The organism is Corynebacterium frankenforstense DSM 45800, assembly GCF_001941485.1.
Lineage (GTDB): Bacteria > Actinomycetota > Actinomycetes > Mycobacteriales > Mycobacteriaceae > Corynebacterium > Corynebacterium frankenforstense.
Genome location: NZ_CP009247.1, coordinates 2,196,618 through 2,219,780, shown reverse-complemented (window position 1 = coordinate 2,219,780; position 23,163 = coordinate 2,196,618). Strand labels below are relative to the sequence as shown.

Annotated in this window: 14 protein-coding genes, 5 tRNA genes and 3 rRNA genes; 15 read left to right on the top strand and 7 right to left on the bottom strand. The window is 67.0% G+C overall.

All coding sequences use genetic code 11. The features are described from left to right. Positions 1 to 65 precede the first annotated feature (65 nt). A tRNA-Lys gene (locus tag CFRA_RS09725) sits at positions 66 to 138 on the top strand. 501 nt (positions 139 to 639) lie between these two features. On the opposite strand, the gene CFRA_RS11685 is transcribed toward CFRA_RS09725, so the two are convergent. Together CFRA_RS11685 and CFRA_RS11680 are read right to left on the bottom strand one after the other, a co-directional pair. After that, positions 640 to 1,077, bottom strand: coding sequence for an N-acetylmuramoyl-L-alanine amidase (locus CFRA_RS11685; RefSeq protein ID WP_281247481.1), 438 nt, complete (start codon positions 1,075 to 1,077; stop codon positions 640 to 642). Between the two features lie 86 nt (positions 1,078 to 1,163). Further along, positions 1,164 to 1,517, bottom strand: a complete 354-nt coding sequence (locus CFRA_RS11680; protein WP_075664489.1) for a metal-sensitive transcriptional regulator — start codon at positions 1,515 to 1,517, stop codon at positions 1,164 to 1,166. A gap of 162 nt (positions 1,518 to 1,679) precedes the next feature. Here CFRA_RS11680 and CFRA_RS09710 point away from each other — a divergent pair. The 7 genes from CFRA_RS09710 (at position 1,680) to CFRA_RS09680 (ending at position 5,999) form a co-directional block, all read left to right on the top strand. Beyond that, positions 1,680 to 1,752 (top strand) — tRNA-Glu (locus CFRA_RS09710). 34 nt (positions 1,753 to 1,786) lie between these two features. Further along, positions 1,787 to 1,860 (top strand) — tRNA-Asp (locus tag CFRA_RS09705). A gap of 384 nt (positions 1,861 to 2,244) precedes the next feature. Beyond that, positions 2,245 to 2,318, top strand: a tRNA-Asp gene (locus CFRA_RS09700). A 27-nt stretch (positions 2,319 to 2,345) separates the two neighbouring features. After that, positions 2,346 to 2,418, top strand: a tRNA-Phe gene (locus tag CFRA_RS09695). 476 nt (positions 2,419 to 2,894) lie between these two features. After that, positions 2,895 to 3,176 carry a GNAT family N-acetyltransferase gene (locus CFRA_RS09690; RefSeq protein WP_075664996.1) on the top strand — a complete coding sequence of 94 codons (282 nt, stop codon included), beginning with the start codon at positions 2,895 to 2,897 and terminating at the stop codon, positions 3,174 to 3,176. 174 nt (positions 3,177 to 3,350) lie between these two features. After that, positions 3,351 to 3,989 carry an ABC transporter ATP-binding protein gene (locus tag CFRA_RS09685; RefSeq protein ID WP_075664488.1) on the top strand — a complete coding sequence of 213 codons (639 nt, stop codon included), beginning with the start codon at positions 3,351 to 3,353 and terminating at the stop codon, positions 3,987 to 3,989. A gap of 3 nt (positions 3,990 to 3,992) precedes the next feature. Further along, complete coding sequence (locus CFRA_RS09680; protein WP_075664487.1) at positions 3,993 to 5,999, top strand: FtsX-like permease family protein; 2,007 nt, start codon at positions 3,993 to 3,995, stop codon at positions 5,997 to 5,999. An 87-nt stretch (positions 6,000 to 6,086) separates the two neighbouring features. On the opposite strand, the gene epsC is transcribed toward CFRA_RS09680, so the two are convergent. Continuing rightward, positions 6,087 to 6,671: a serine O-acetyltransferase EpsC gene (gene epsC, locus CFRA_RS09675; protein WP_075664486.1), complete on the bottom strand. Its 585-nt coding sequence runs from the start codon at positions 6,669 to 6,671 to the stop codon at positions 6,087 to 6,089. Positions 6,672 to 6,824: 153 nt separating this feature from the next. Further along, the gene (gene cysK, locus CFRA_RS09670) at positions 6,825 to 7,757 is read right to left on the bottom strand and encodes a cysteine synthase A (protein WP_075664485.1); all 933 of its coding nucleotides are present in this window, start codon (positions 7,755 to 7,757) and stop codon (positions 6,825 to 6,827) included. Positions 7,758 to 8,271: 514 nt separating this feature from the next. Here cysK and ramA point away from each other — a divergent pair. The 7 genes from ramA to CFRA_RS09635 all read left to right on the top strand — a co-directional run bounded on the left by ramA (position 8,272) and on the right by CFRA_RS09635 (position 20,541). Beyond that, a complete protein-coding gene (gene ramA / locus CFRA_RS09665) occupies positions 8,272 to 9,111 on the top strand; it encodes an acetate metabolism transcriptional regulator RamA (RefSeq protein ID WP_075664484.1) in 840 nt (279 codons plus the stop codon). A 259-nt stretch (positions 9,112 to 9,370) separates the two neighbouring features. Then, positions 9,371 to 10,645, top strand: coding sequence for a UDP-N-acetylglucosamine 1-carboxyvinyltransferase (gene murA, locus CFRA_RS09660; RefSeq protein WP_075664483.1), 1,275 nt, complete (start codon positions 9,371 to 9,373; stop codon positions 10,643 to 10,645). 581 nt (positions 10,646 to 11,226) lie between these two features. Then, positions 11,227 to 12,755, top strand: a 16S ribosomal RNA gene (locus CFRA_RS09655). Between the two features lie 339 nt (positions 12,756 to 13,094). Beyond that, a 23S ribosomal RNA gene (locus CFRA_RS09650) occupies positions 13,095 to 16,174 on the top strand. A 91-nt stretch (positions 16,175 to 16,265) separates the two neighbouring features. Beyond that, positions 16,266 to 16,382 (top strand): 5S ribosomal RNA (gene rrf, locus CFRA_RS09645). The 16S, 23S and 5S rRNA genes sit together here, the layout of an rRNA operon. A gap of 859 nt (positions 16,383 to 17,241) precedes the next feature. Beyond that, positions 17,242 to 17,940 carry an ABC transporter ATP-binding protein gene (locus tag CFRA_RS09640; RefSeq protein WP_075664995.1) on the top strand — a complete coding sequence of 233 codons (699 nt, stop codon included), beginning with the start codon at positions 17,242 to 17,244 and terminating at the stop codon, positions 17,938 to 17,940. A gap of 6 nt (positions 17,941 to 17,946) precedes the next feature. Further along, positions 17,947 to 20,541 (top strand): ABC transporter permease, encoded by a 2,595-nt coding sequence (locus CFRA_RS09635; protein WP_075664482.1) that lies wholly within the window; start codon positions 17,947 to 17,949, stop codon positions 20,539 to 20,541. Positions 20,542 to 20,615: 74 nt separating this feature from the next. Here the strand turns inward: CFRA_RS09635 and CFRA_RS09630 are convergent, their stop codons facing one another. The 3 genes from CFRA_RS09630 to CFRA_RS09620 form a co-directional block, all read right to left on the bottom strand. Then, positions 20,616 to 20,963, bottom strand: coding sequence for a FluC/FEX family fluoride channel (locus CFRA_RS09630; protein ID WP_083666945.1), 348 nt, complete (start codon positions 20,961 to 20,963; stop codon positions 20,616 to 20,618). Beyond that, the gene (locus tag CFRA_RS09625; protein ID WP_075664481.1) at positions 20,960 to 21,445 is read right to left on the bottom strand and encodes a CrcB family protein; all 486 of its coding nucleotides are present in this window, start codon (positions 21,443 to 21,445) and stop codon (positions 20,960 to 20,962) included. Before CFRA_RS09625 ends, CFRA_RS09630 begins: the two co-directional genes overlap by 4 nt. A 112-nt stretch (positions 21,446 to 21,557) precedes the next feature. After that, the gene (locus CFRA_RS09620) at positions 21,558 to 22,979 is read right to left on the bottom strand and encodes an alanine/glycine:cation symporter family protein (protein ID WP_075664480.1); all 1,422 of its coding nucleotides are present in this window, start codon (positions 22,977 to 22,979) and stop codon (positions 21,558 to 21,560) included. Between the last annotated feature and the right edge of the window lie 184 nt (positions 22,980 to 23,163).

The window sequence follows — 23,163 nt, the reverse complement described above, 5'->3', positions numbered from 1 at the left end:
GCCGTTTCACCGGCGTTCGGCCTGCCGCTTTATGGCGGGTACTCCGCTCTTTTGGCGGCGGATACGGGCCTCTAGCTCAGTTGGTAGAGCTGCGGACTTTTAATCCGAAGGTCGTGGGTTCGATCCCCACGGGGCCCACTGTTTTCCCACCGCGTCGGACCTAGGTTCCGGCGCGGCGGGTTTTCCGTGTTCCGGGGGCAGTATCTGTGAGGGGCAGGGCCCGGATCGCTTCGCCGGGCCGGGCCGGGCCTTGCCGTCGCGTCGGGGAGGAGTGCGGGCCAGCGGCGGCCGCCTTCCGGGCTGCTGTGTGCCGGTGGGGCCGGCTCTCCGGGGTCATACGGAGGCCGGAAGGACCGTTTCCTGGTGCGGACTGCGCGGTTTTACCGACCGGGAGTCGGTAGGCAATGTGGGCCAACTCGCTGACCTGCACTTTCGCGACCCCCGAAACGCGATTACCGACCGGCGTCCGGTAACAACCCGCGCGGCAGGGGTGGGACAGTCGGTAAAAACCCGCGCGGCAGGGGTGGGACAGTCGGTAAAAACCCGCGCGGCGCCGACGGGATGGGGTGCAAACCCGCCGATTCGGTACAGGCCCGGTGAGAAATCTGCCCGCTCAGCCGGCCCCGGAGCCCCACCCACTCACCCGAGCCTCGTGCGCACCTCCGCCAGGAACTCCGCCCACGGGAAACCCTCGCCCGGGTCGGTGTGGTCGGTGCCGCCCCACACGCGCGTGGCGTCGTGCGTCGTGATCCCCGGCAGCTCCGCGACCGTCGCCTGGCGCGCCGGGATGCCGTAGCGCGCGCACCAGTGCGCCGTCACGTCCGCGCCGGCGGCGAGCAACGCAGGCTGAGCGAGCCACTCCTCACGGGACCAGCACGCCTCGGCGACGAACGCGAGGTGCAGCAGGACCCGGTTGCCCAGGTTCCCCGTGGACCACGTGCACCAGTCGTCCGTGTTCGCGCGCATCCGTCGCCCCGCGGCGTCGACAAGCACGTGGTAGCTGCCGTCCCGCACGCGCAACTGATGCCGCGCGACGGCGTACACGGAGCCGCTCGCCGGCGTCTCCGTGGTGTGCAGGCAGATGCCCTGCAGCCCGGTCGTGGGGCGCGGGCCACCGACGGCGAAGCGCGCGCTCCAGTCGACGTCGAACCAGTCGGGCCCGCTCAGGACTTGACCATCCGCTTGATGGCCTTCATCGCCTCGGTGATCTTCTCGTCGCCCGAGCCGTCGTCGCTGTCGATCGCGTTGGCCACGCAGTGGCGCAGGTGGTCGTCCATCAGCGTGACCGAGACGTTCTGCAGCGCCGAGGTCGCCGCGCTGATCTGGGTGACGACGTCGATGCAGTAGACGTCCTCCTCGATCATGCGCTGGATGCCGCGCACCTGACCCTCGATGCGCTTGAGCCGGCGCAGATAGGCGGCGCGGTCGCTGCTGTAGCCGTGCGTGGCGTGCTCCGCGTCCGCCGGATCGCCCGGGGTCCCGGAGCCGCCGCAACAGTGGTCGACAGGGGCACTCATGCAGGAGATTCTACCCCCGGGGTCGGGGAGTGCGCCGCTTGACGACGTCCCGCCCGACGCCCGGTGCGGTACCTCGCGCGGTGCGGGTGGGCGACGATTTGGGCGGTTATGGTCCGATCGCGTATATTTCTACGGGCTGGCCCCGTGCGAGCGTGGTCGGACGCCCCCATCGTCTAGCGGCCTAGGACACCGCCCTTTCACGGCGGCGGCACGGGTTCGAATCCCGTTGGGGGTACGGAAGTCCCCCGGGGTTTCCCACAACAGAACATGGCCCTGTGGCGCAGTTGGTTAGCGCGCCGCCCTGTCACGGCGGAGGTCGAGGGTTCAAGTCCCTTCAGGGTCGCCGACGAGGCGCCGTCCGGTTCAACCCGGGCGGCGCCTTTTTGTGTTCGGGCGTGCTCTTAGCTTCAGAGGGGCGTTGCAACTTTCCCCCACGGAAGGCCGCCGACGGCCATGCCGACGACCGGCCGGGACGGGCTCCGAGGGGAGGGTTGGCACGGGCTTGTCGGGGAGGGCCGGGAAGAGCTCGGCGGGGAGGGTCGGGCAGCGGTCCGGTGACGGCTGGGAGACAGTATTCCGCGCGCCCGCGGGAGGGGAGCGAAACGGGCTTTTTGAGACTCGCGAAAATATGCGGTGAACAGCTGATTTGTTGGGTATCTGGGTTCTGTGTAAAGTAACGACCCGTACCGCACAGCCCGGTCGGGTTAACGGTACCGCTTCATTTCGAGGCCCTGTGGCGCAGTTGGTTAGCGCGCCGCCCTGTCACGGCGGAGGTCGAGGGTTCAAGTCCCTTCAGGGTCGCCGAGAAGGCCGGAAGGCAACTTCTCTGGCCAGATAGCTCAGTCGGTAGAGCGTCCGCCTGAAAAGTGGAAGGTCGACAGTTCGATCCTGTCTCTGGCCACCGCAACACGATCCCCGTCCCGGGTAACCGGGCCGGGGATCGCGGCGTTTCCGGGGGTGGGACCACGACGCTTCCGGGGTGGGCAGTGGTGTTTCCAGGGCGGGGAGCGGTGTTTCCGGGGTGGACGGGCTCTGCGTCGAGGGTTTTACCGACCTCGCGTCGGTAAGCGATTTCAGCCGATCTGCTGACCTGGGGTTCTGCCGGCTCCAAAACGCGATTACCGCCCGGCGGTCGGTAAAACCGGCCAGCGTCCCTCCGCATTCTGCGGGCCAAGCCGGGGCCGTCGCCGTATCGACCCGTTCCGGCCCACTCTTCACCCCGCGGTTGCATGTGCCAGGCGTCCAAAAAAGTCATTTGCGTGCCTGCACATGCAACGGACGCAGGGCGGTGACCGATCCCCGGCCCGCCGCGGTCAAACACCGGTCCCATTCCGCGAACCCCTGCGCTCGCCACTCCCGCGCCCCTAGAGTGTGGGCATGGCTGAAGAATTCGCGCACGACGCCGCCAACACCCGCTACACCGTCACCGTCGACGGCGAGCCCGCCGGCTTCGCCGAGTACGCCGAGACCACCGACGGTGTCCTCGACTTCCACCACACCGTCATCGACCCGGCCTTCCGCGGCCGCGGTCTCTCGGGCAAGCTGATCGCCCACGCTCTGGGCGAGGTCCGCGCCGCGGGCAAGAAGATCATCCCGAGCTGCTCAGCGGTCGAGCGGTTCATCGAGAAGAACCCGGACCAGAGCGACCTGGTCGCCTGAGCGTCTCGTGCGGAGCGAACACCCCGTGACCCACACGTAAACTCCCGCCGAACTCTTGCACGTCCCCACCGAACCGCCTTGACGCTGCGGGGGGGCGACGTTACTCATGGATACGGCAAGAAGCAGGGGGCCGTCCGCGCCTCCTGCCCCATCGACCGGAAATGTGGTTCGGCCATGCAGCTGAGCTGGGAAGACGTATCTTTTCAGTACTCCAGGTACTCGCGTCCCATTCTCGAGGACGTCTCCCTGACCCTCTCCGGGCCGGGCCTGCACGAGGTCCGCGGCCCCTCCGGCAGCGGCAAGTCGACGGTGCTCGACCTGCTCGCCGGGCTGCGCGCGCCGACCTCGGGCAGGGTGCTCGTCGACGGCAGGCGCCTGGCCGCCGGCTCCCCGAACAAGGCCGCCCGGTGGCGCGCCCGCCACGTCGGCTACGCCCCGCAGGCCCCGACGCTCTTGGCCAGTCTGACCTGCGCGGAGAACCTCGAGCTCGCGGTCAACGTTGCCGGCCGCGGCCTCGACCACGCCGGCCGCGCGCGGCTCCTCGAGCGCCTCGGCATGGCGCCCTTCGCCGAGGCCCTCCCCGAGGAGCTCTCCGGCGGCCAGCGGCAACGCGCCGCCGTCGCCCAGGCCCTGTGCTCCCGGCCGGAGCTGGTCCTCATGGACGAGCCCGTCAGCGCGCTCGACGACGCCAACGTCGCCGTCGTCGAGGACCTCCTGCGCGAGGCCGTCGAGACCGGGGCGACGGTCGTCTACTGCTCGCACCGCGAGCTCTTCGGCGGCCGCGCCAGCACGCTCCTCGAGATGGGGGAGTGACCGGTGAGCACCGCGACCACGCCCCTGGACCGTGAGGACCCAAGCCCGAAGACCCCACGCCCGGCCCGCCCGACCACGCCCCGCGCCGCCTACCGCCACGAGCTGGCCACCACGGCGGGGCCCTACATCGGCGGCATCGTGCTCGCCGCGGTCGTGATCGGCACGCTCGTCGGCACGATCCTCTACGTCGCCTTCTCCACCGGCGGCAGCCCGGACTTCAAGGCCGGCGTGACCAACATGAGCCTGATCGCCGTCGTCCCGGCCGTCGCCGGCATCCGCCTGGCGCACCGCAACTTCGTCTCCGACCACCGGCCCACCATCGACGCCCTGCGCAACCTCGGGGTGACCGGCGCGTTCTTCCGACGTCGCCTGATGGTCCAGGGCCTCCTGCTCGCGGTGCTGGGCACCGCCTCCGCCGTCGTGCTCGGGCGGCTCCTGGCCACCCCGCTCTTCCGCGTCATCCTCCTCGGGCTGAACAAGGAGCTGCCGCACACGTGGGGCTCGCCGCTGGACGTCGCCTGGAGCTCGGCGATCGTCATCGTCCTGCTGTACCTGCTCGGCGTGGGCACGGTCCGCGTCGACAAGACGCTGGCGCGCGAGGACGCGGGTGCGGGAGAGTCCCGTACGCGCTCGTGGAGCTTGACGACGCTCGCGGGGTGGACGTTGGCGGGCGTGAACATCGTCGCCGGAGTGTGGTGCATGCTCACCGAGCCGCCGGGGTGGGTGGTCCTGGTGCTGGTGTTCACCCTGCCGTTCCTCGCGGCCACCCTGGCCGGGCCCGTCGGACGGTTCCTCGCCCGGGTGGTCTCCGGCGGGTTGCGGCGCATCGGCGGCTGGTCCTCGCCGGCGGTGGGCATCCGCTCCGCGGAGCGCGTCGGGACGATGTCGCGGGTCGGGTTGGCCACGGCACTGGTGGCCATCCCGCTGGCCGGGTTCACCGGGGCGCAGGCGGCGCTGTGGGCCGCCGACCACGCCGCTGCGGAGAAGTTCTCCGACGCCCCGGTGGTCGTCGACGGCGACCACCGGCTGCTCGAGCCGGCGCGGGCCGAGGAGGTCTGCGGCGAGCTCGGGGACGACTGCCTGGGCGTGGTCTACTGGCAGCCCTCGGCCTACGAGTCGGAGGGGGAGACCTCCGTTCCCCGGGAGCGTGCCTCGGACTACTCGCTGGCCGGCTCCGACCCGCGGGTCCTCGTGGAGGTCCTCAACGTCGGCTGGACGTTCGGGACGCCGGAGGGCGCCGTGCAAGACGAGCAGGCTCCGGAGAACGCCGGCCAGGAGGAGCAGGCGCCGGAGGACGCCGCGCAGGAGCAGCAGATCCCGGGGCAGCAGGCCCCGGAGGGTGCCGTGCAGGAGGAGCAGGCCCAGGGTGGGCCCGCGGAGAGCGGCAGCCCGTTCTACCCGGGCTTCATGGTGCCCTTCTCCGGGCTCTCCGACGACCCGCCGGTCAACCCGGACTGGGGTCTGCCCGTCCTCGACGCCGCCGCCCTCGACGGGCGGGGCGAGTCCGGGGACGGGGATCTTTCCGCCCCCGGCGGTCGGGACCTCGGGGGCCTGCGGGTTGAGCCGGCCGACGAGTGGGCCCGGCACGTCGACATGGACAGCCAGATCATGTACGGCCCGCACGGCGACGGCACGGCCGGGTTCATCCCCACCGCCGCCTACACGCTGCTGGCGATCTGCCTGGTGCTGGCCGTGGCGGTGATGGGCAAGCGGGCGCGGATGCACTGGTTCTTCGCCCCGCTGTGGCTGCTCGGGCGCACCCGGCTCAGCCTGCGGCACGCCCAGTTCTGGGCGATCCTCTTCCCCTACCTGGCCGCGGCGCTGACGGCGGTGCTCTGCGGGCTCTGGTACACGCTCGTCGTCCACGTCGCAGTGACCGGGCGGCCGGGTGCGTTCATGCCGTACCTGCCGCCGGGTCTGTGGGTGCTCTTCGGCGTGGTCTTCCTGGCGACCAGCGCCACGGCGTTCCTGCCCGCCCCCGAGCGGCGCCGTCCGGTGACGGCGGACTGACCGGCGCGCCGACCTGCGGGCGTCGGTCCCGCCCCGAGCCGCGCCGCGGCGAAGCCCCAGACCGACTCGACCGGGCGCCGGATCCCGCTAGATCTCGTAGGCCCCGCGGGAGACGTAGTAGTCCGGGTCGACCAGGTGGCGGCGCTCGTCGCGGCCGCGCGGGCGGCACTGCGCCGGGATGCCGACGGCGATGCAGTTGGCGGGCACGTCCTTGGTCACCACGGCGTTGGCGCCCACCGCGGAGCCCTTGCCGATGGTGATGGGGCCGAGCACCTTTGCGCCGGCGCCGATGACCACGTCGTCCTCGACGGTGGGGTGGCGCTTGGTCTGGGTGAGCACCTGCCCGCCCAGGGTCACGCCGTGGTAGAGCATGACGCCGTCGCCGATCTCGGCGGTCTCGCCGATGACGATGCCCATGCCGTGGTCGATGAAGAAGCGCCGGCCGATCGTCGCGCCGGGGTGGATCTCGATGCCGGTGAAGAAGCGGTTGAGCTGCGCCAGGATGCGCGCCGGGCCCTTGGCTCCGCGCACCCACAGCCAGTGGGAGACGCGGTGCGACCAGATCGCGTGCAGACCCGAGTAGACCAGGGCGTTCTCGACGTCGCCGCGCGCGGCCGGATCGTGCTCGCGGGCGTTCTTCAGGTCCTCGATGATCATGGACACGACACTCATATCGCAATGATAACAACGGTGCGCCGCGGCCAGCGGCGCTTCGCCCTCCCCGCGCAGACGGCGACGCCCGCACACCGGGTGAGGTGCGCGGGCGTCGTGAATTGAATGGGCGGGGCGCACCCGCCCGGACCGCCGCTGTGGGCGGGAAACCGCTTAGTTGCGGATGTCCTCGTAGAGGAGGGTGGAGACGTAGCGCTCGCCGAAGTCGGTGACGACGGTGACGATGGTCTTGCCCTTGTTCTCCGGCTTGGCGGCCAGGTCGAGGGCGATCTTGACGTTGCCGCCGGAGGAGATGCCGCCCAGGATGCCCTCCTCCTCGCCGAGCTTGCGGGCCCAGGCGACGGCGTCCTCATTGGTGACGGTGACGACCTCGTCGATGGCCTTGCGGTCGAGGACCTCCGGGATGAAGTTGGCGCCGATGCCCTGGATCTTGTGCGGGCCGGCCTCGCCCTTGGTCAGCAGCGGGGAGCTGGCGGGCTCGACGGCGTAGATCTGGGTCTCGGGCTTGCGCTCCTTGAGCACCTCGCCGACGCCGGAGACGGTGCCGCCGGTGCCGAAGCCGGCGACGAAGATGTCGACCTTGCCCTCGGTGTCGTTCCAGATCTCCTCGGCGGTGGTCTTGCGGTGGATCTCCGGGTTGGCCGGGTTGGAGAACTGGTTGGCGGCCACGGCGCCCTCGCGCTCGGCGAGGATCTCGTTGGCCATGTCCACCGCACCCTGCATGCCGGCGGCACCCGGGGTCAGCACGATCTCGGCGCCGTAGGCGCGCAGCATGACGCGACGCTCGGTGGACATGGTCTCCGGCATGGTCAGCACGACGTTGTAACCGCGGGCGGCGCCCACCATGGCCAGGGCGATGCCGGTGTTGCCGGAGGTCGCCTCGACGATGGTGCCGCCGGGCTTGAGCTCGCCGGAGGCCTCGGCGGCGTCGATGATCGCCTTGCCGATACGGTCCTTGACGCTGTTGGCGGGGTTGAAGGACTCGACCTTGACCAGGACGTCGGCCTCGAGGCCCTCGGTCAGGCGGTGCAGGCGAACCAGCGGGGTGTTGCCGATGGTGTCGGTGATGTTGTCGTAGACGGTCATGTCTGCGATCGCTCCTCAGTGTTTTCGATCGGGGTGTTTTATCCGGCGCGCGGTCTCCCGCGGCGCCACGGCACACACCCTAACACAGTTTTAGACCGCCTTGTATGAACGCGACAGACAGGACGGTCTATACGACGTGTGAGTGGAATCACGACGTATGGTTTTCAATACCGAATGGACCCGATCGGACACGCCGACGTGCCCGCATGCGTCGGTTCACGGGCCCGCCCAAGGGCGCTCGGGGGTGGCTCACATGCAACGGGCACCTGCCTTTTAGGTCCGCTACCTGCGTTATCGGACACAAGCAAAAGAGGTATTACCAATTCGGGGGGATCCCCCGGGGGCAACACATTCCGGAAAAATTATCGCCGTCGGGTCAATGACGTGCCGAAAGGCCGATTTTTCCCCACCCCCGCCCCTGGATATACTCGGGGTGTCGGGTCGCGTCCCGAGAAGCCGGCCCGGGTGTGGTAACTGGGTGCACACGAACGGGTGCACCTCCCAGGAGGACAGCATGGAAGCCCAGCGGATCAAAGATGACGACGAAGCCGTGCGCGTTGCGCTCACCTCTCTGCGCAACGCCACCGGCATCCCGGTGGCGATGTACGCCACCCTGCTTCCCGACAACCGCCTGCAGATAACCCAGTGGCTGGGCCTGCGGACCCCCGCCCTGCACAACCTGGTCATCCCGCCGGGAGTCGGCGTGGGCGGCCGCGTGGTGGCCAGCCGCCGGCCGGTGGGTGTGAGCGACTACGCGCGGGCGACGATCATCTCCCACGAGAACGACAAGATCATCCAGGACGAGGGCCTGTACTCCCTGGTCGCGGTGCCGGTGATCGTGCGCCGCGAGATCCGCGGCTGCCTCTACGTCGGCGTCCACTCGCCGGTGCGCCTCGGCGACAAGGTCATCGAGGAGGTCACCATGACCGCCCGCACCCTCGAGCAGGACCTGGCGATCAACTCCGCGATGCGCACCGCCGCGGGCGTGAAGTCCGGCGGCAAGGCCGGCCGCGTGATGAACGGCGCCGAGTGGGAGCAGATCCGTTCCACCCACTCCAAGCTGCGCATGCTGACCAACCGCATCACCGACGAGGCGCTGCGCCGCGAGCTCGAGGTCCTCTGCGACCAGATGGTCAGCCCCGTCCACGTCAAGCAGACGACCAAGCTGTCCGCCCGCGAGCTCGACGTGCTCTCCTGCGTCGCCCTCGGCCACACCAACGTCGAGGCCGCCGAGGAGATGGGTATCGGCGCCGAGACCGTCAAGAGCTACCTGCGCTCCGTGATGCGCAAGCTCGGCGCGCACACCCGCTACGAGGCCGTCAACGCCGCCCGCCGTATCGGCGCGCTGCCCTGACATCCGGTCGATTTCCGACGCCCCGGTGCCGCATCGGGTGCGGCACCGGGGCGCTTTGCGCGTGTGGGGGAGTGCGTCGGGGCTCGTGTGTGTGCGTGCGGCGTGCCTCGTGCGTGTGTGGGGGAGTGCGTGGAACGGCGTGCGCGTGCGCGGTTGTCGTGCGTCGTCGTGCGCGAGTGTGCGCCGGATGTGGCGCGGATGCGGTGCAGGGAAGCGCTGCAGGCGGCGCGGGGCGGTGGGTGCCGCTAATCTTGCGGGTGTGAAGGACCAGTTTGTCGTTAATGGTGGAGCCCGGCTCAGCGGTCAGGTCAGGGTCGGCGGCGCGAAGAACAGCGTGCTCAAGCTCATGGCGGCGGCGTTGCTCGCCGAGGGCACGACCACGCTGACCAACTGCCCGCGCATCCTCGACGTGCCGCTGATGCAGAAGGTGCTCGAGGGCCTGGGGTGCGATGTCGAGGTCGACGGGGAGACCGTGCGCATCACGACGCCGGCGCGCCCGAGCCACGACGCCAGCTTCGAGGCCGTGCGCCAGTTCCGTGCCTCGGTGTGTGTGCTCGGCCCCCTGACCTCGCGGTGCGGGCGGGCCGTCGTCGCCCTGCCCGGCGGCGACGCCATCGGCTCGCGCCCGCTGGACATGCACCAGTCGGGTCTGGAGAAGCTCGGGGCCAAGACCCGCATCGAGCACGGCGCCGTCGTCGCCGAGGCCGATGAGCTGCACGGCGCGGAGATCCACCTGGACTTCCCCTCGGTGGGTGCCACCGAGAACATCCTGACCGCGGCGGTGCTCGCGCAGGGGCGCACGGTGCTCGACAACGCCGCGCGCGAGCCGGAGATTGCGGACCTGTGCGACATGCTCGTGTCCATGGGGGCGCAGATCTCGGGGGCGGGCAGCTCCACGATCGTCATCGACGGGGTCGAGAGCCTGCACCCGACGGAGCACCGCGTGGTCGGCGACCGCATCGTCGCCGGCACCTGGGCTTACGCCGCGGCCATGACGCGCGGTGACATCACGGTGGGCGGGATCTCGCCGCGCCACCTGCATCTGCCGTTGGAGAAGCTGAAGATCGCCGGCGCCGAGGTGGAGACCTACGAGAACGGTTTCCGGGTGCGTATGGAGCGTCGCCCGCTGGCCACGGACTACCAGACGCTGCCCTTCCCGGGCTTCCCGACGGACCTGCAGCCGATGGCCATCGGCATCTCCGCGATCGCGGAGGGGACCTCGGTGATCACGGAGAACGTCTTCGAGGCGCGCTTCCGCTTCGTCGACGAGATGCTCCGCCTGGGCGCGGACGCCACCGTCGACGGCCACCATGTGGTGCTCCGCGGGATCGAGGGACTGTCCTCGACGGATGTGTGGTCCTCGGACATCCGCGCCGGCGCCGGTCTGGTGCTCGCGGCGCTCGTCGCCGACGGCACCACGACCGTGCACGACGTCCACCACATCGACCGCGGGTATCCGGACTTCGTGGAGAACCTCGCGCGCCTGGGCGCGGACATCCGCCGCGAGCGGGTGGAGGAGCAGCCCATCTACTAGCGGTGCGGTCACGCCCGGGTACCGGAACTGCCTGGAAGATGCGACCAACGGCGCGGAGTCGCGGAAAACGGCGCCGAAAAATCCCCCGTATGCAGGCGATTTGTCAGCATGCGGGGGAACGCGTAACCTATCGCCTCGTCGCCGCGAGAGGCGCTGGTCGCCAGGTCAGACACTGACCGGGATCGGGCTTGAGGCGGGCGGCAGGTACCGCGGGTTAACGCGGGGTTGACGGAAGTCAGCCTGGGTGTTAACCTCGGTGGAACCAAGCTTCCGGGGGTCATCGCCGTTTTTGGTGGTGGTCCTGGTGTGCTTGTGTTGTGTGAGAACTCGATAGTGTGTTGATGTACTTTTTGTGGTGCGTTTCTTGTGGCTTGTCCGCCGGCACTGCCTTAGGTTGTATGCCTTTGGGTGGTGTTGGTGTGTGCCGGTGGGGGTTGACCTCCCTGGACTTTGGTCCGAATGATTGGTTTTTACCGGTGGCAGGTTGCTTGGAGTGCATTTTTTGTACTTTTGAGTTTTTTCTTGTCAGTTTTTTGTTTGTCAGGTTTCGGGCTTTTCACGGCTCGTTTTTTGCGAATTTTTTTGTGGAGAGTTTGATCCTGGCTCAGGACGAACGCTGGCGGCGTGCTTAACACATGCAAGTCGAACGGAAAGGCCAGTGCTTGCACTGGTACTCGAGTGGCGAACGGGTGAGTAACACGTGGGTGATCTGCCCTCAACTCCGGGATAAGCCTGGGAAACTGGGTCTAATACTGGATAGGACCACATCGTGGATGGTGTGGTGGAAAGCGTTTTGCAGCGGTTGGGGATGAGCTCGCGGCCTATCAGCTTGTTGGTGGGGTAATGGCCTACCAAGGCGGCGACGGGTAGCCGGCCTGAGAGGGTGTACGGTCACATTGGGACTGAGATACGGCCCAGACTCCTACGGGAGGCAGCAGTGGGGAATATTGCACAATGGGCGCAAGCCTGATGCAGCGACGCCGCGTGGGGGATGACGGCCTTCGGGTTGTAAACCTCTTTCGACCGTGACGAAGCCTTTGGTGACGGTAGCGGTAGAAGAAGCACCGGCTAACTACGTGCCAGCAGCCGCGGTAATACGTAGGGTGCGAGCGTTGTCCGGATTTACTGGGCGTAAAGGGCTCGTAGGTGGTTTGTCGCGTCGTCTGTGAAATTCCGGGGCTCAACTCCGGGCGTGCAGGCGATACGGGCATAACTTGAGTACTGCAGGGGTAACTGGAATTCCTGGTGTAGCGGTGGAATGCGCAGATATCAGGAGGAACACCGATGGCGAAGGCAGGTTACTGGGCAGTTACTGACGCTGAGGAGCGAAAGCATGGGTAGCGAACAGGATTAGATACCCTGGTAGTCCATGCTGTCAACGGTGGGCGCTAGGTGTGAGACCCTTCCACGGGTTTTGTGCCGTAGCTAACGTTTTAAGCGCCCCGCCTGGGGAGTACGGCCGCAAGGCTAAAACTCAAAGGAATTGACGGGGGCCCGCACAAGCGGCGGAGCATGTGGATTAATTCGATGCAACGCGAAGAACCTTACCTGGGTTTGACATACACCGGATCGCCCCGGAGACGGGGTTTCCCTTTGTGGTCGGTGTACAGGTGGTGCATGGTTGTCGTCAGCTCGTGTCGTGAGATGTTGGGTTAAGTCCCGCAACGAGCGCAACCCTTGTCCTGTGTTGCCAGCACATTGTGGTGGGGACTCACGGGAGACTGCCGGGGTGAACTCGGAGGAAGGTGGGGATGACGTCAAATCATCATGCCCCTTATGTCCAGGGCTTCACACATGCTACAATGGTCGGTACAACAGGTTGCGATACCGTGAGGTGGAGCTAATCCTTTTAAAGCCGGCCTCAGTTCGGATTGGGGTCTGCAACTCGACCCCATGAAGTCGGAGTCGCTAGTAATCGCAGATCAGCATTGCTGCGGTGAATACGTTCCCGGGCCTTGTACACACCGCCCGTCACGTCATGAAAGTCGGTAACACCCGAAGCCCACGGCCCAACCTTTTAAGGGGGGAGTGGTCGAAGGTGGGATCGGCGATTGGGACGAAGTCGTAACAAGGTAGCCGTACCGGAAGGTGCGGCTGGATCACCTCCTTTCTAAGGAGTATTTCTTATATTTTTTTGAATCCGGGTGGACGCACGCCACATTGGCGGCGGAGCAGGCCACTAAGTTAGAGACCACCATGAGGGCCCACACCGTTCCGGTACGGGGTGGGCGGCAGGTCATCAACGCACTGTCGGGTGTCTGGCACGACACCGCACACACCAGTTCGTCTGGTGTCGCGTGGTTCGTGTGCGGCACGGTGACGCCGGCCGGGACGATTCGTTCCTTGGTCTGGTCGCTGCCGTGTGTGGTGTGTGAGAACTGGAGAGTGGACGCGAGCATCTTATTTTTCTTGTTGTTGTTCGAATTTTTTGCCTTTTTGGTTATTCGATTCGTGTTTGTCTAGTGGCGCACGGTGGATGCCTTGGCATGCTGGGCCGATGAAGGACGTGTGAGGCTGCGTTAAGCCTCGGGGAGTTGTCAACTAAGCGTTGATCCGAGGATGTCCGAATGGGGAAACCCGGCCGTCGTTGTTGGCGGTCACCTGCCGGTGAATGTATAGCCGGTTGGGAGGTAAGGCGGGGAAGTGAAACATCTCAGTACCCGTTGGAGAAGAAAACAATTGTGATTCCGTGAGTAGTGGCGAACGAAAGTGGATTTTTGGCTAAACCTGTCCGCGTGTGACACCGTTTCCGGGGTTGCGTGGCAGGGGTTGTGGGCTTTGAACGTGTCGGTGCGGTAACCGCCGGCGGATGGATGTGTGTGGTAAGCGGAACCGGCTTGGAATGGTCGACCGGAGTAGGTGAGAGTCCTGTACGTGAATGCCGCATGTGTTGTCTTGTTCTTGTTTGCCCGAGTAGCAGCGGGCTCGTGGAATCTGCTGTGAATCTGCCGGGACCACCCGGTAAGCCTGAATACCCAGTGTGACCGATAGTGGATAGTACCGTGAGGGAATGGTGAAAAGTACCCCGGGAGGGGAGTGAAATAGTTCCTGAAACCGTGCGCTGTCAAGCCGTCAGAGCCCTTTAGGGGGTGATGGCGTGCCTTTTGAAGAATGAGCCTGCGAGTCAGCGGCACGTCGCGAGGTTAACCCGTTGTGGGGTAGTCGTAGCGAAAGCGAGTTTTTATGGGCGTTTAGTGGCGTGTCCTGGACCCGAAGCGGGGTGATCTACCCATGGCCAGTGTGAAGCGACGGTAAGACGTCGTGGAGGCGCGCACCCACTTAGGTTGAAAACTGAGGGGATGAGCTGTGGGTAGGGGTGAAAGGCCAATCAAACTCCGTGATAGCTGGTTCTCCCCGAAATGCATTTAGGTGCAGCGTCGAAGTGAGCGTGCCGGAGGTAGAGCTACTGGTTGGTTGAGCGGGATTATCGTCTTAGCAACATCAGCCAAACTCCGAATGCCGGTGTACGTGTTCTTCGGCAGTGAGACCGTGGGGGATAAGCTCCATTGGTCGAGAGGGAAACAGCCCAGATCGCCGGTTAAGGCCCCTAAGGGTGTGCTCAGTGGAAAAGGATGTGGGATCGCGAAGACAGCCAGGAGGTTGGCTTAGAAGCAGCCATCCTTGAAAGAGTGCGTAATAGCTCACTGGTCGAGTGGTCCTGCGCCGACAATTCAGTGGGGCTCAAGTACACCGCCGAAACCGCGGCAGACTTTTTTGTCTGGGTAGGGGAGCGTCGTGCACGCGTGGAAGCGTCGGGGTGACCTTGGCGTGGAGTGTGTGCGAGTGAGAATGCAGGCATGAGTAACGAATCTGGCAGGTGAGAATCCTGCCCGCCGGATGACCAAGGGTTCCTGGGTCAAGTTCGTCTTCCCAGGGTGAGTCGGGACCTAAGGCGAGGCCGACAGGCGTAGTCGATGGTAAACGGGTTGATATTCCCGTACCCGAGTGTGCGCGCCCAGTGGTGAGCCGGGGATACTAACCATCCGGTCGGTGCCTTTTTGTCCACTTCGCCTTCGGGTGTTGTGGCGTGGTACCGGTCGCGTGGGGCCTGATCCGTAGTAGCCAAGTGATGGGGTGACGCAGGAGGGCAGCCACGCCGTGTTGTTGGATTGCGCGGTGTAAGCGGTGAGAGGCTCCGGTGAGGTAAATCCCGCCGGAGGATAACCTTGGGCCGTGAAGCGTAGACACATAAAGTGTTGATGGTGGTGTGCTCATGCTGCCGAGAAAAGCCTCTAGCGAGTGCACATTCGGCCCGTACCCTAAACCGACACTGGTGGTCAGGTAGAGGATACTAAGGCGTTCGGGTGAACTGTAGTTAAGGAATTCGGCAAATTGCCCCCGTAACTTCGGGAGAAGGGGGGCCACACCTTGGTTGGTGTGGCCGCAGTGACAAGAGGGAAGCGACTGTTTACTAAAAACACAGGTCCGTGCGAAGACTTTTAAGTTGATGTATACGGACTGACGCCTGCCCGGTGCTGGAAGGTTAAGAGGACCTGTTAGGCCATTTTTTGGTCGAAGCGGAGAATTTAAGCCCCAGTAAACGGCGGTGGTAACTATAACCATCCTAAGGTAGCGAAATTCCTTGTCGGGTAAGTTCCGACCTGCACGAATGGCGTAACGACTTCCCTGCTGTCTCAACTACAGGCCCGGTGAAATTGCACTACGAGTAAAGATGCTCGTTACGCGCGGCAGGACGAAAAGACCCCGGGACCTTCACTATAGCTTGGCATTGGTGTCCGGTCCGGTTTGTGTAGAATAGGTGGGAGATTGTGATCCGGCATCGCCAGGTGTCGGGGAGTCGTAATGTGAAATACCACTCTGACCGGGTTGGCCACCTTGAACCTTGGCCCATGATCTGGGTCGGGGACAGTGCCTGGTGGGTAGTTTAACTGGGGCGGTTGCCTCCTAAATGGTAACGGAGGCGCCCAAAGGTTCCCTCAGCCTGGTCGGTAACCAGGTTTTAGAGTGTAAGTGCACAAGGGAGCTTGACTGCGAGAGGGACTTCTCGAGCAGGGACGAAAGTCGGGACTAGTGATCCGGCACCTACTTGTGGATGTGGTGTCGCTCAACGGATAAAAGGTACCCCGGGGATAACAGGCTGATCTTCCCCAAGAGTCCATATCGACGGGATGGTTTGGCACCTCGATGTCGGCTCGTCGCATCCTGGGGCTGGAGCAGGTCCCAAGGGTTGGGCTGTTCGCCCATTAAAGCGGCACGCGAGCTGGGTTTAGAACGTCGTGAGACAGTTCGGTCTCTATCCGCCGCGCGCGTGGAAACTTGATGGAAGGCTGTCCCTAGTACGAGAGGACCGGGACGGACGTACCTCTGGTGTGCCAGTTGTCCCGCCCGGGGCATGGCTGGTTGGCTACGTACGGGAAGGATAACCGCTGAAAGCATCTAAGCGGGAAGCCTGTTCCAAGATGAGGTTTCATTTGAGGTTCCCTGTAGATGACGGGGTTGATAGGCCGGATCTGGAAGCATCGTAAGGTGTGGAGGTGACCGGTACTAATCCGCCGAACAAACACAAACACAATGACAGGTAATCCTGTTGCTCGCGTCCCACTCTCCGGTATCTGACACGCCACACGAACCCCTTTGAGGGTTTGCCGGTGTGAAACGTGTCGGTGGTTATAGTGGCGGGGAAACGCCCGGTCCCATTCCGAACCCGGAAGCTAAGCCCGCCAACGCTGATGGTACTGCACTCGGGAGGGTGTGGGAGAGTAAGTCACCGCCGACACCACAACTCAAAAAACATATATGGACGGCACCCGCCGCTGGTTTTCACCGGCGACGGGTGCTTTTTAGTGTGCGCGTTTCCTTTTCCCGATTTCCGGGATATTCCGTATCCGGTGCATTTATTTCGATGGCGTTTCCTGTGGTTTATCCACTGTTACAGAACCGTTGTTTTCCTTCTGTCCGGCTCGGCGCCCGTCGACGGTGCTGAACCGTCGTCGCTGGTGAGCTGGTGTGGGCGGACCCGGTAACGATGTCCGTGCTCCCGCCCGATGGTCCTCCGGGAAGGGTTGTCGAAGGGCCTGAACAGGGTCCCGGGCACCCTCGCCGACCTGCACGTCCAGTGCACTTGACGGTAGAATTTAATGGTTGTAACCCCAATCGACGACGACTCCGAGAGCAGGACACATCTGATGGGAAAGCACTCGATCCGTCCGGACCGCAACAACGAGTCACGCAGGGCGCGGGCGGCCGAGACTGACCCGGTTACCTCGGCCAAGGACAACTCCTCCGCGGGCGGTTCGAGCGCCCTCGGGGCCGGCGGCCTGTTCACCCACAGTGAGTCCGCGCAGGATGGCGTGGGAGAGCCGGAGGACGCCACGCGCACCGACCTGCCTGCCGTGGACGCCGACGGCGACACCGCGTCTGCAGGGGCCAGTGCCGCTGATGGCCCCGCGCCGACCGGCCCGGTCGCAGATGACACCGTGGACGCGGGCCCGGCCAAGGCCGCGGAGCGCACGGAAGCGGAGGAAGACGCCCGGCCCACGCAGGGCTGGGCGGCGACGTCGGAGGCCACCGAGGGCGAGCGCGACGTCGTCAAGCGGAAGGAGTCCTCGGAGGGCTTCGCCGCCGAGGCCGTCGGGCTGGTCAAGCGCTTCGGCCAGGGCGAGACCGTGGTCACCGCCCTCGGCGGTGTGGACGTCGCGTTCCGCACCGGGGAGTTCACCGCGATCATGGGCCCCTCGGGCTCCGGCAAGTCGACGCTCATGCACTGCATGGCCGGGCTCGACTCCGCCACCGAGGGCAAGGCCTTCATCGGCGACACCGACCTGTCGACGCTGAAGGACAAGGAGATGACCGCGCTGCGTCGTGACCGCCTCGGCTTCATCTTCCAGTCCTTCAACCTGGTGCCCACCCTGACCGCCGCGGAGAACATCACGCTGCCCAGCGACATCGCCGGCCGTGACGTCGACGAGGCCTGGTTCCGGGAGATCACCGAGCGCCTCGGCCTGGCCGAGCGCCTCGAGCACCGGCCCGCCGAGCTCTCGGGCGGCCAGCAGCAGCGCGTCGCCTGCGCCCGCGCGCTCGTCTCGCGCCCGGAGATCATCTTCGGCGACGAGCCCACCGGCAACCTGGACTCGAACTCCTCCGGCGAGGTCCTCGACATCCTGCGCACCGCCGTGGACAAGGACGGGCAGACGGTCGTCATCGTCACGCACGACCCGCGCGCGGCCTCCTACGCCGACCGGGTGGTCTTCCTGGCCGACGGCATGATCGTCGAGGAGCTGCGGGACCCGACCATCGAGCAGATCGCCGCCACGATGACCGGAATCGAGGGCTAGTCCCGGATGGCACTCAGCAACTCCGCCATGCGCCGCGTCTCGCTGCGCAACATCGGCTCCCACAAACTGCGCCTCGCGCTGACCGTCATCGCGGTCGTGCTCGGCACCGCGTTCATCTCCGGCGCCTTCATGTTCACCAAGGCGCTCTCCTCGACCTTCGACAACGCGGTCGCGACGTCCTTCGACGGCGTCGACGTCGTGCTCGGGCCGGGCGAGGGGCAGCCCGGCATCCCGCTCTCCGAGGTCGACACCCTGCGCGCCGACGACAAGATCGGCGCCGTGAACATCCACAACAACACCACGGTCGCGGTCGGTGACGCCGAGGGCAACGCCCTCCAGGCCGGCGGCACCTCGTCGATCCACGTCTGGTACCCCGAGGGCGAGTCCGTCGGCGCCGACGAGCCCCTCGTCGAGGGCAACGCGCCCGAGGGGCCCGACCAGGTGGTCATCAACGAGGCCGCCGCCGAAGAGTACGGGCTCTCCCCGGGCGACCAGCTGACCGTCGTGGACCCGCAGTCCCGCGCCGAGCTCGAGGTCGCGGGCGTCTACACCACCGACGTGGACGGTGCGAGCAACACCGCGGCGCCCCTGCTCGGCATGGCCGAGGGCGGCTTCATCGAGCGCTACACCGACGGGCAGACCATCAGCCAGGTGGTCCTCTCCGCCCCCGGCGACGGGTCGGCCGACGCCCTGCTCACCCACGTCGAGCAGACCTACCCGCAGTACACCGCGGACACCGGCGAGAAGCTCGCCGAGCAGATGAGCGAGCAGATCAGCGAGGCGCTGAAGTTCGTCAACTACTTCCTCGTCGCCTTCGGCCTGATCGGCCTGCTGGTGGGCACCTTCCTGATCGCCAACACCTTCTCCATGATCGTCGCCCAGCGCACCAAGGAGTTCGCCCTGCTGCGCGCCCTGGGTGCCTCGCGGCGCCAGATCACGGTCTCGGTCGTCTTCGAGGCGCTGGTCGTCGGCCTCCTCGGCTCGGCCGTCGGCGTGCTCGCCGGCATGGGCCTGGTCGCCGCCATCAAGGCGGTGCTCGCGGCCACCGGCAACGAGCTGCCCGCCTCCGGGCTGGGCCTGAGCTGGCAGGCGGTCCTCATCCCGATCGTGCTGGGCACCGTCGTGACCGTCATCTCCGCCTGGACGCCCGCGCAGCGTGCCGGCCAGGTGCAGCCGGTCGAGGCCATGCGCTCGACCGAGGCGGCCACCTCCACCCCGCTGACCGCGCGGACCATCTTCGGTGCGGTGCTCGCCGCCGTCGGCGTCGGCGCCGCGGTGTGGGGCGCGTTCAACGAGGACTGGAGCGCCAACACCCGCGCGATCCTCGTCGGGGTGGGCCTCTTCGGCGTCATCGTCGGCTTCTTCTTCGCCGGCCCGGCGCTGTCCATCCCGGTGGTGCCCTCGCTGGGCCGCGTGATCGGCCTGCCCTTCGGGTCGATCGGCCGGCTCGCCGCCACCAACTCGCGGCGTAACCCGCGCCGCGTGGCCACCACCGCCTTCGCGCTGACGCTCGGCATCGCGCTCGTCACCGCGATCGGCATGCTGGGCCAGACGATGAAGGCCTCGATGGCGGACTTCTACGAGGACAACGTGCGGTCCGACTTCGTGCTCTCCGGCCCGACCAGCGGCCAGTTCCCGCTGCCGGCGGAGACCGTCGAGGACGCCCGCGGGGTCGACGGCGTCGCCTCGCTCGGCGAGATCTACATGCTGCCGATGCTCGTCGACGGCCAGACCCCGCAGCCCGGCTCGCCGATGGGTGAGGCCGTCGAGGGTGACCTGACCGAGGCGCTGCCCCTCGAGCTCGAGGAGGTCGCCCCCGGCGAGGACAAGGCCGAGGCCGCCCGCACCGAGGGCAAGGAGGGCTTCTACGCCACCCCGTCCCTGGCCGCCGAGCGCGGCTGGCAGGTCGGCGAGAGCTACGCGCTGACCGGGCCCACCGGCGGGCGCACCGTCGAGGCCCCGCTGCTGGGCACCTTCGACGGCACCGGCCCGATGATCATGCCGGTGATCGCGACGAAGACGACCGCGGAGCAGTTCGCCGCGCCCGACACGATGCGGCTCTACCAGGTCGCCGTGAACAAGACCGAGGGCAAGGACGCCGACGAGCTGCGCGCGGGCCTCGAGGAGGCCGTCAAGCCGCTGCTCGTGGTCCAGGTCCTGGACTCCAAGGACATGGCCGAGGAGATGGGCGGCGCCGTCGACGCCATGCTCAACATCCTCTACGGGCTGCTCGCCCTGGCCGTGATCATCGCGGTGCTGGGCATCGTCAACACCCTGACGCTCAACGTCATCGAGCGGCGCCAGGAGATCGGCATGCTGCGCGCGGTGGGCACCCAGCGCCGCCAGGTGCGCACGATGATCATCCTCGAGGCGGTGGCGATCGCCGTCTTCGGCGCGCTGGTCGGCATCATCATCGGCCTCGGCCTGGGCTGGGCCTTCCTGCGCGTGCTCGCCGAGGAGGGCCTCGACACCATCGTGGTGCCGTGGGGCCTGATCGGCTGGATGCTCGCCGGCTCCGCGGTCGTGGGCGTGCTCGCGGCGCTGTGGCCGGCGTCCCGCGCGGCGCGCACGGCACCGTTGGACGCGATCGCGGAGGATTGATTTCCGACGTCCCGGTGGTGACGGCGGCTGCGCCACCGTCACCGGGGGGGGGCGGCGGAAGCCGCCGCGCGTGCCTACTGGCTGAGCCAGAGACCGAGGCCCGCGAAGACCAGCCCGCCGAGCACGGTCGCGGCGGTGTAGCCCGCCAGCTTCCACCACCGGCGCGCCTTGGCCAGGCCGCCGAACTCGGCGACCAGCGTCGACAGCGTGGACAGCGCCCCGGCGAAGCCGGCGGCCAGTGCGGTGTGGGCGATCCCGTCGATGCCGAAGGCCACTCCCGCGGCCAGCGAGCCGCCCATGTTGGCCAGCCAGGTGCCCGTCAGCCCGCCGGGGAAGCGCGCCAGCAGGTAGCGCAGGGCGCCGCCCAGCGCACCGGTGCCGGCGACGCAGACAAGGACCAGCGCGGGCGTCGTCAAGCTCACTTCGCCCTCCCCTCGGGACGGGTGTGGTGCACCGTGCGGTGGGCGCGGGCCTGCTCGGCGGCGCGCACGCCGCGCGCGCCGGCGGTCCCGGAGCCACCGGCGTCATCGGATGAGGTGCGGTGGTGGCGCCAGGTGCGGCGCTCGGCGAGCACGTCGCCCACGCCCCAGGCGGCGAACCCGCCCAGCACGGTCGCGGCGAGGTAGGCGACGGCCTCCCAGGCCGGCACGTGGTAGAAGACGACGACCACAGCGGAGAAGCTGCTGAAGCCGCCGAGGACGCCCTTGCCCCAGAACAGCCCGGGGCGGAAGAAGCCCATCGCCAGGCAGGCCAGCAGGTTGATGCCCAGCAGCGGCCACAGGGAGCCGGGGGCCAGCCCCTGCAGCCCGAAGCGGGCGCAGGCGCCGAAGACGGCGCCGCAGGCCACGACCAGCGTGCGCCCGGTCTCCCGGGACACGGTGTGGGCGAGGTCTGCGGCGGTCACGCTCTGGAATTCTAGCCGGGTGCGGGGCCGGCGCCGGGCGGGGCCGTGTCGCCCCGGTGCGCTCCGTGGCGCCCGGCGGCGGTCCGGAAGGCCCGACGGCGGCCGGGTGCGGTCAGCGCCAGTCGGAGCTGGTGGACTCGAGGTGGCGGCGCACCGCGTCGGCGTCGGCGGTCAGCTTCGGGTCGAAGCGCAGGTACTCCCTGGTCTCCTTGGCCACCAGGCCGGAGAGGAGCAGCAGGCCGATCAGGTTCGGCAGCGCCATCAGGGCGTTGGCCAGGTCCGCGAAGGTCCACACCAGGGTCAGCTCGGTGGTCGCGCCGACGAAGACGACGCAGGTGAAGAACAGGCGGTAGGGCAGGGAGAACTTCCAGCCCAGCAGGGCGACCACGCAGCGCTCGCCGTAGTAGGCCCAGCCGAGGATGGTGGAGAAGGCGAAGAAGACGACCGACAGGGAGACGATCGTTCCGCCCCAGTGGCCCGGCAGGGCGGTGGAGAAGGCGGCCGCGGTCATGGTCGCGGCGTTGTCCTCGCCGCGGTCCCACACGCCCGTGGTCACGATGCACAGGCCGGTGATGGAGACGACGATGATCGTGTCGATGAAGGTCTGGGTCATCGAGACCAGGCCCTGACGGACCGGGTGGGTGGTCTTGGCCGCCGCGGCCGCGATCGCCGCCGAGCCCATGCCGGACTCGTTGGAGAAGATGCCGCGGGCGACACCCATCTGGATGACGACCAGGAAGGCCGAGCCGACGAAGCCGCCCGTGGCGGCGGTGCCGGTGAACGCGTCGGTGAAGATCAGCTCGAACGCGCCGGGCAGGGAGGTGATGTTGAGCAGCAGCACCACGATGCCGCCGACGACGTAGACGACGATCATCATCGGCACGAACGCCGAGGTGATCCGGCCGATCGACTGGATGCCGCCGAGCAGCACCGCGCCGATGCCGACGAAGAGCAGCGCGCCGGTGGCCACCGGGTCCAGCCCGAAGGTCTCCTGCATGCCGTGGGCGACGGCGTTGCCCTGGGTGGTGTTGCCGATGCCGAAGGAGGCGACGATGGCGAAGAGGGTGAACAGGAAGGCCAGGATCTTGCCCGCCGGGCCCCTGATGCCGCGGCGCAGGTACTCCTGCGGGCCGCCGGCCTGCTCGCCGTTGTGGTCGGTGGTGCGGAAGCGCACGCCCAGGAACGCCTCGGTGTACTTCGAGGCCATGCCCACCAGGCCGGTGATCCACACCCACAGCAGCGAGCCGGGCCCGCCGATGGAGATGGCCGTGGCCACACCGACGATGTTGCCGACGCCGACGGTGGCGGCCAGCGCGGTGGTCAGCGCCTGGTAGTTGGTGATGTCGCCCTCGACGTCCTCGCCCTCGCTGCCGTCGATGAAGGCCTTGCGCAGGGAGCGGCCGAGGGTGCGGAACTGGAGGAAGCCCAGCCGGCACGTCAGGTACAGGCCGGTGCCCAGCAGCAGCGGGATGAGGATGAACGGTCCCCACACCACCGCGGCGACGGAACCGAGGAAGTCATTGAGCGTGTCCATGGTCACAGAATCTAATTCCCGATAGGTAACAAAGGAAGTGAAACGGGACATTCTCACCCGAGCGGGGGTATCGGATCACCGTGCGCGTCCCGCGACCCTGCACGCCCGGGCCGAAACGGGGGACAATGGGTGCCGGAGGCGCGACGTCGTCCACGCGACGGCCGCACGCGCACGCACCGTCACC

Excerpts from the sequence above, each read along its gene's own strand:
- epsC (WP_075664486.1), bottom strand. The coding sequence starts at position 6,671 with ATGAGTGTCGTGTCCATGATCATCGAGGACCTGAAGAACGCCCGCGAG.
- CFRA_RS09620 (WP_075664480.1), bottom strand. The coding sequence starts at position 22,979 with ATGGACACGCTCAATGACTTCCTCGGTTCCGTCGCCGCGGTGGTGTGG.
- cysK (WP_075664485.1), bottom strand. The coding sequence starts at position 7,757 with ATGACCGTCTACGACAACATCACCGACACCATCGGCAACACCCCGCTG.
- CFRA_RS11680 (WP_075664489.1), bottom strand. The coding sequence starts at position 1,517 with ATGAGTGCCCCTGTCGACCACTGTTGCGGCGGCTCCGGGACCCCGGGC.
- CFRA_RS09685 (WP_075664488.1), top strand. The coding sequence starts at position 3,351 with ATGCAGCTGAGCTGGGAAGACGTATCTTTTCAGTACTCCAGGTACTCG.
- CFRA_RS09635 (WP_075664482.1), top strand. The coding sequence starts at position 17,947 with ATGGCACTCAGCAACTCCGCCATGCGCCGCGTCTCGCTGCGCAACATC.
- ramA (WP_075664484.1), top strand. The coding sequence starts at position 8,272 with ATGGAAGCCCAGCGGATCAAAGATGACGACGAAGCCGTGCGCGTTGCG.
- CFRA_RS09690 (WP_075664996.1), top strand. The coding sequence starts at position 2,895 with ATGGCTGAAGAATTCGCGCACGACGCCGCCAACACCCGCTACACCGTC.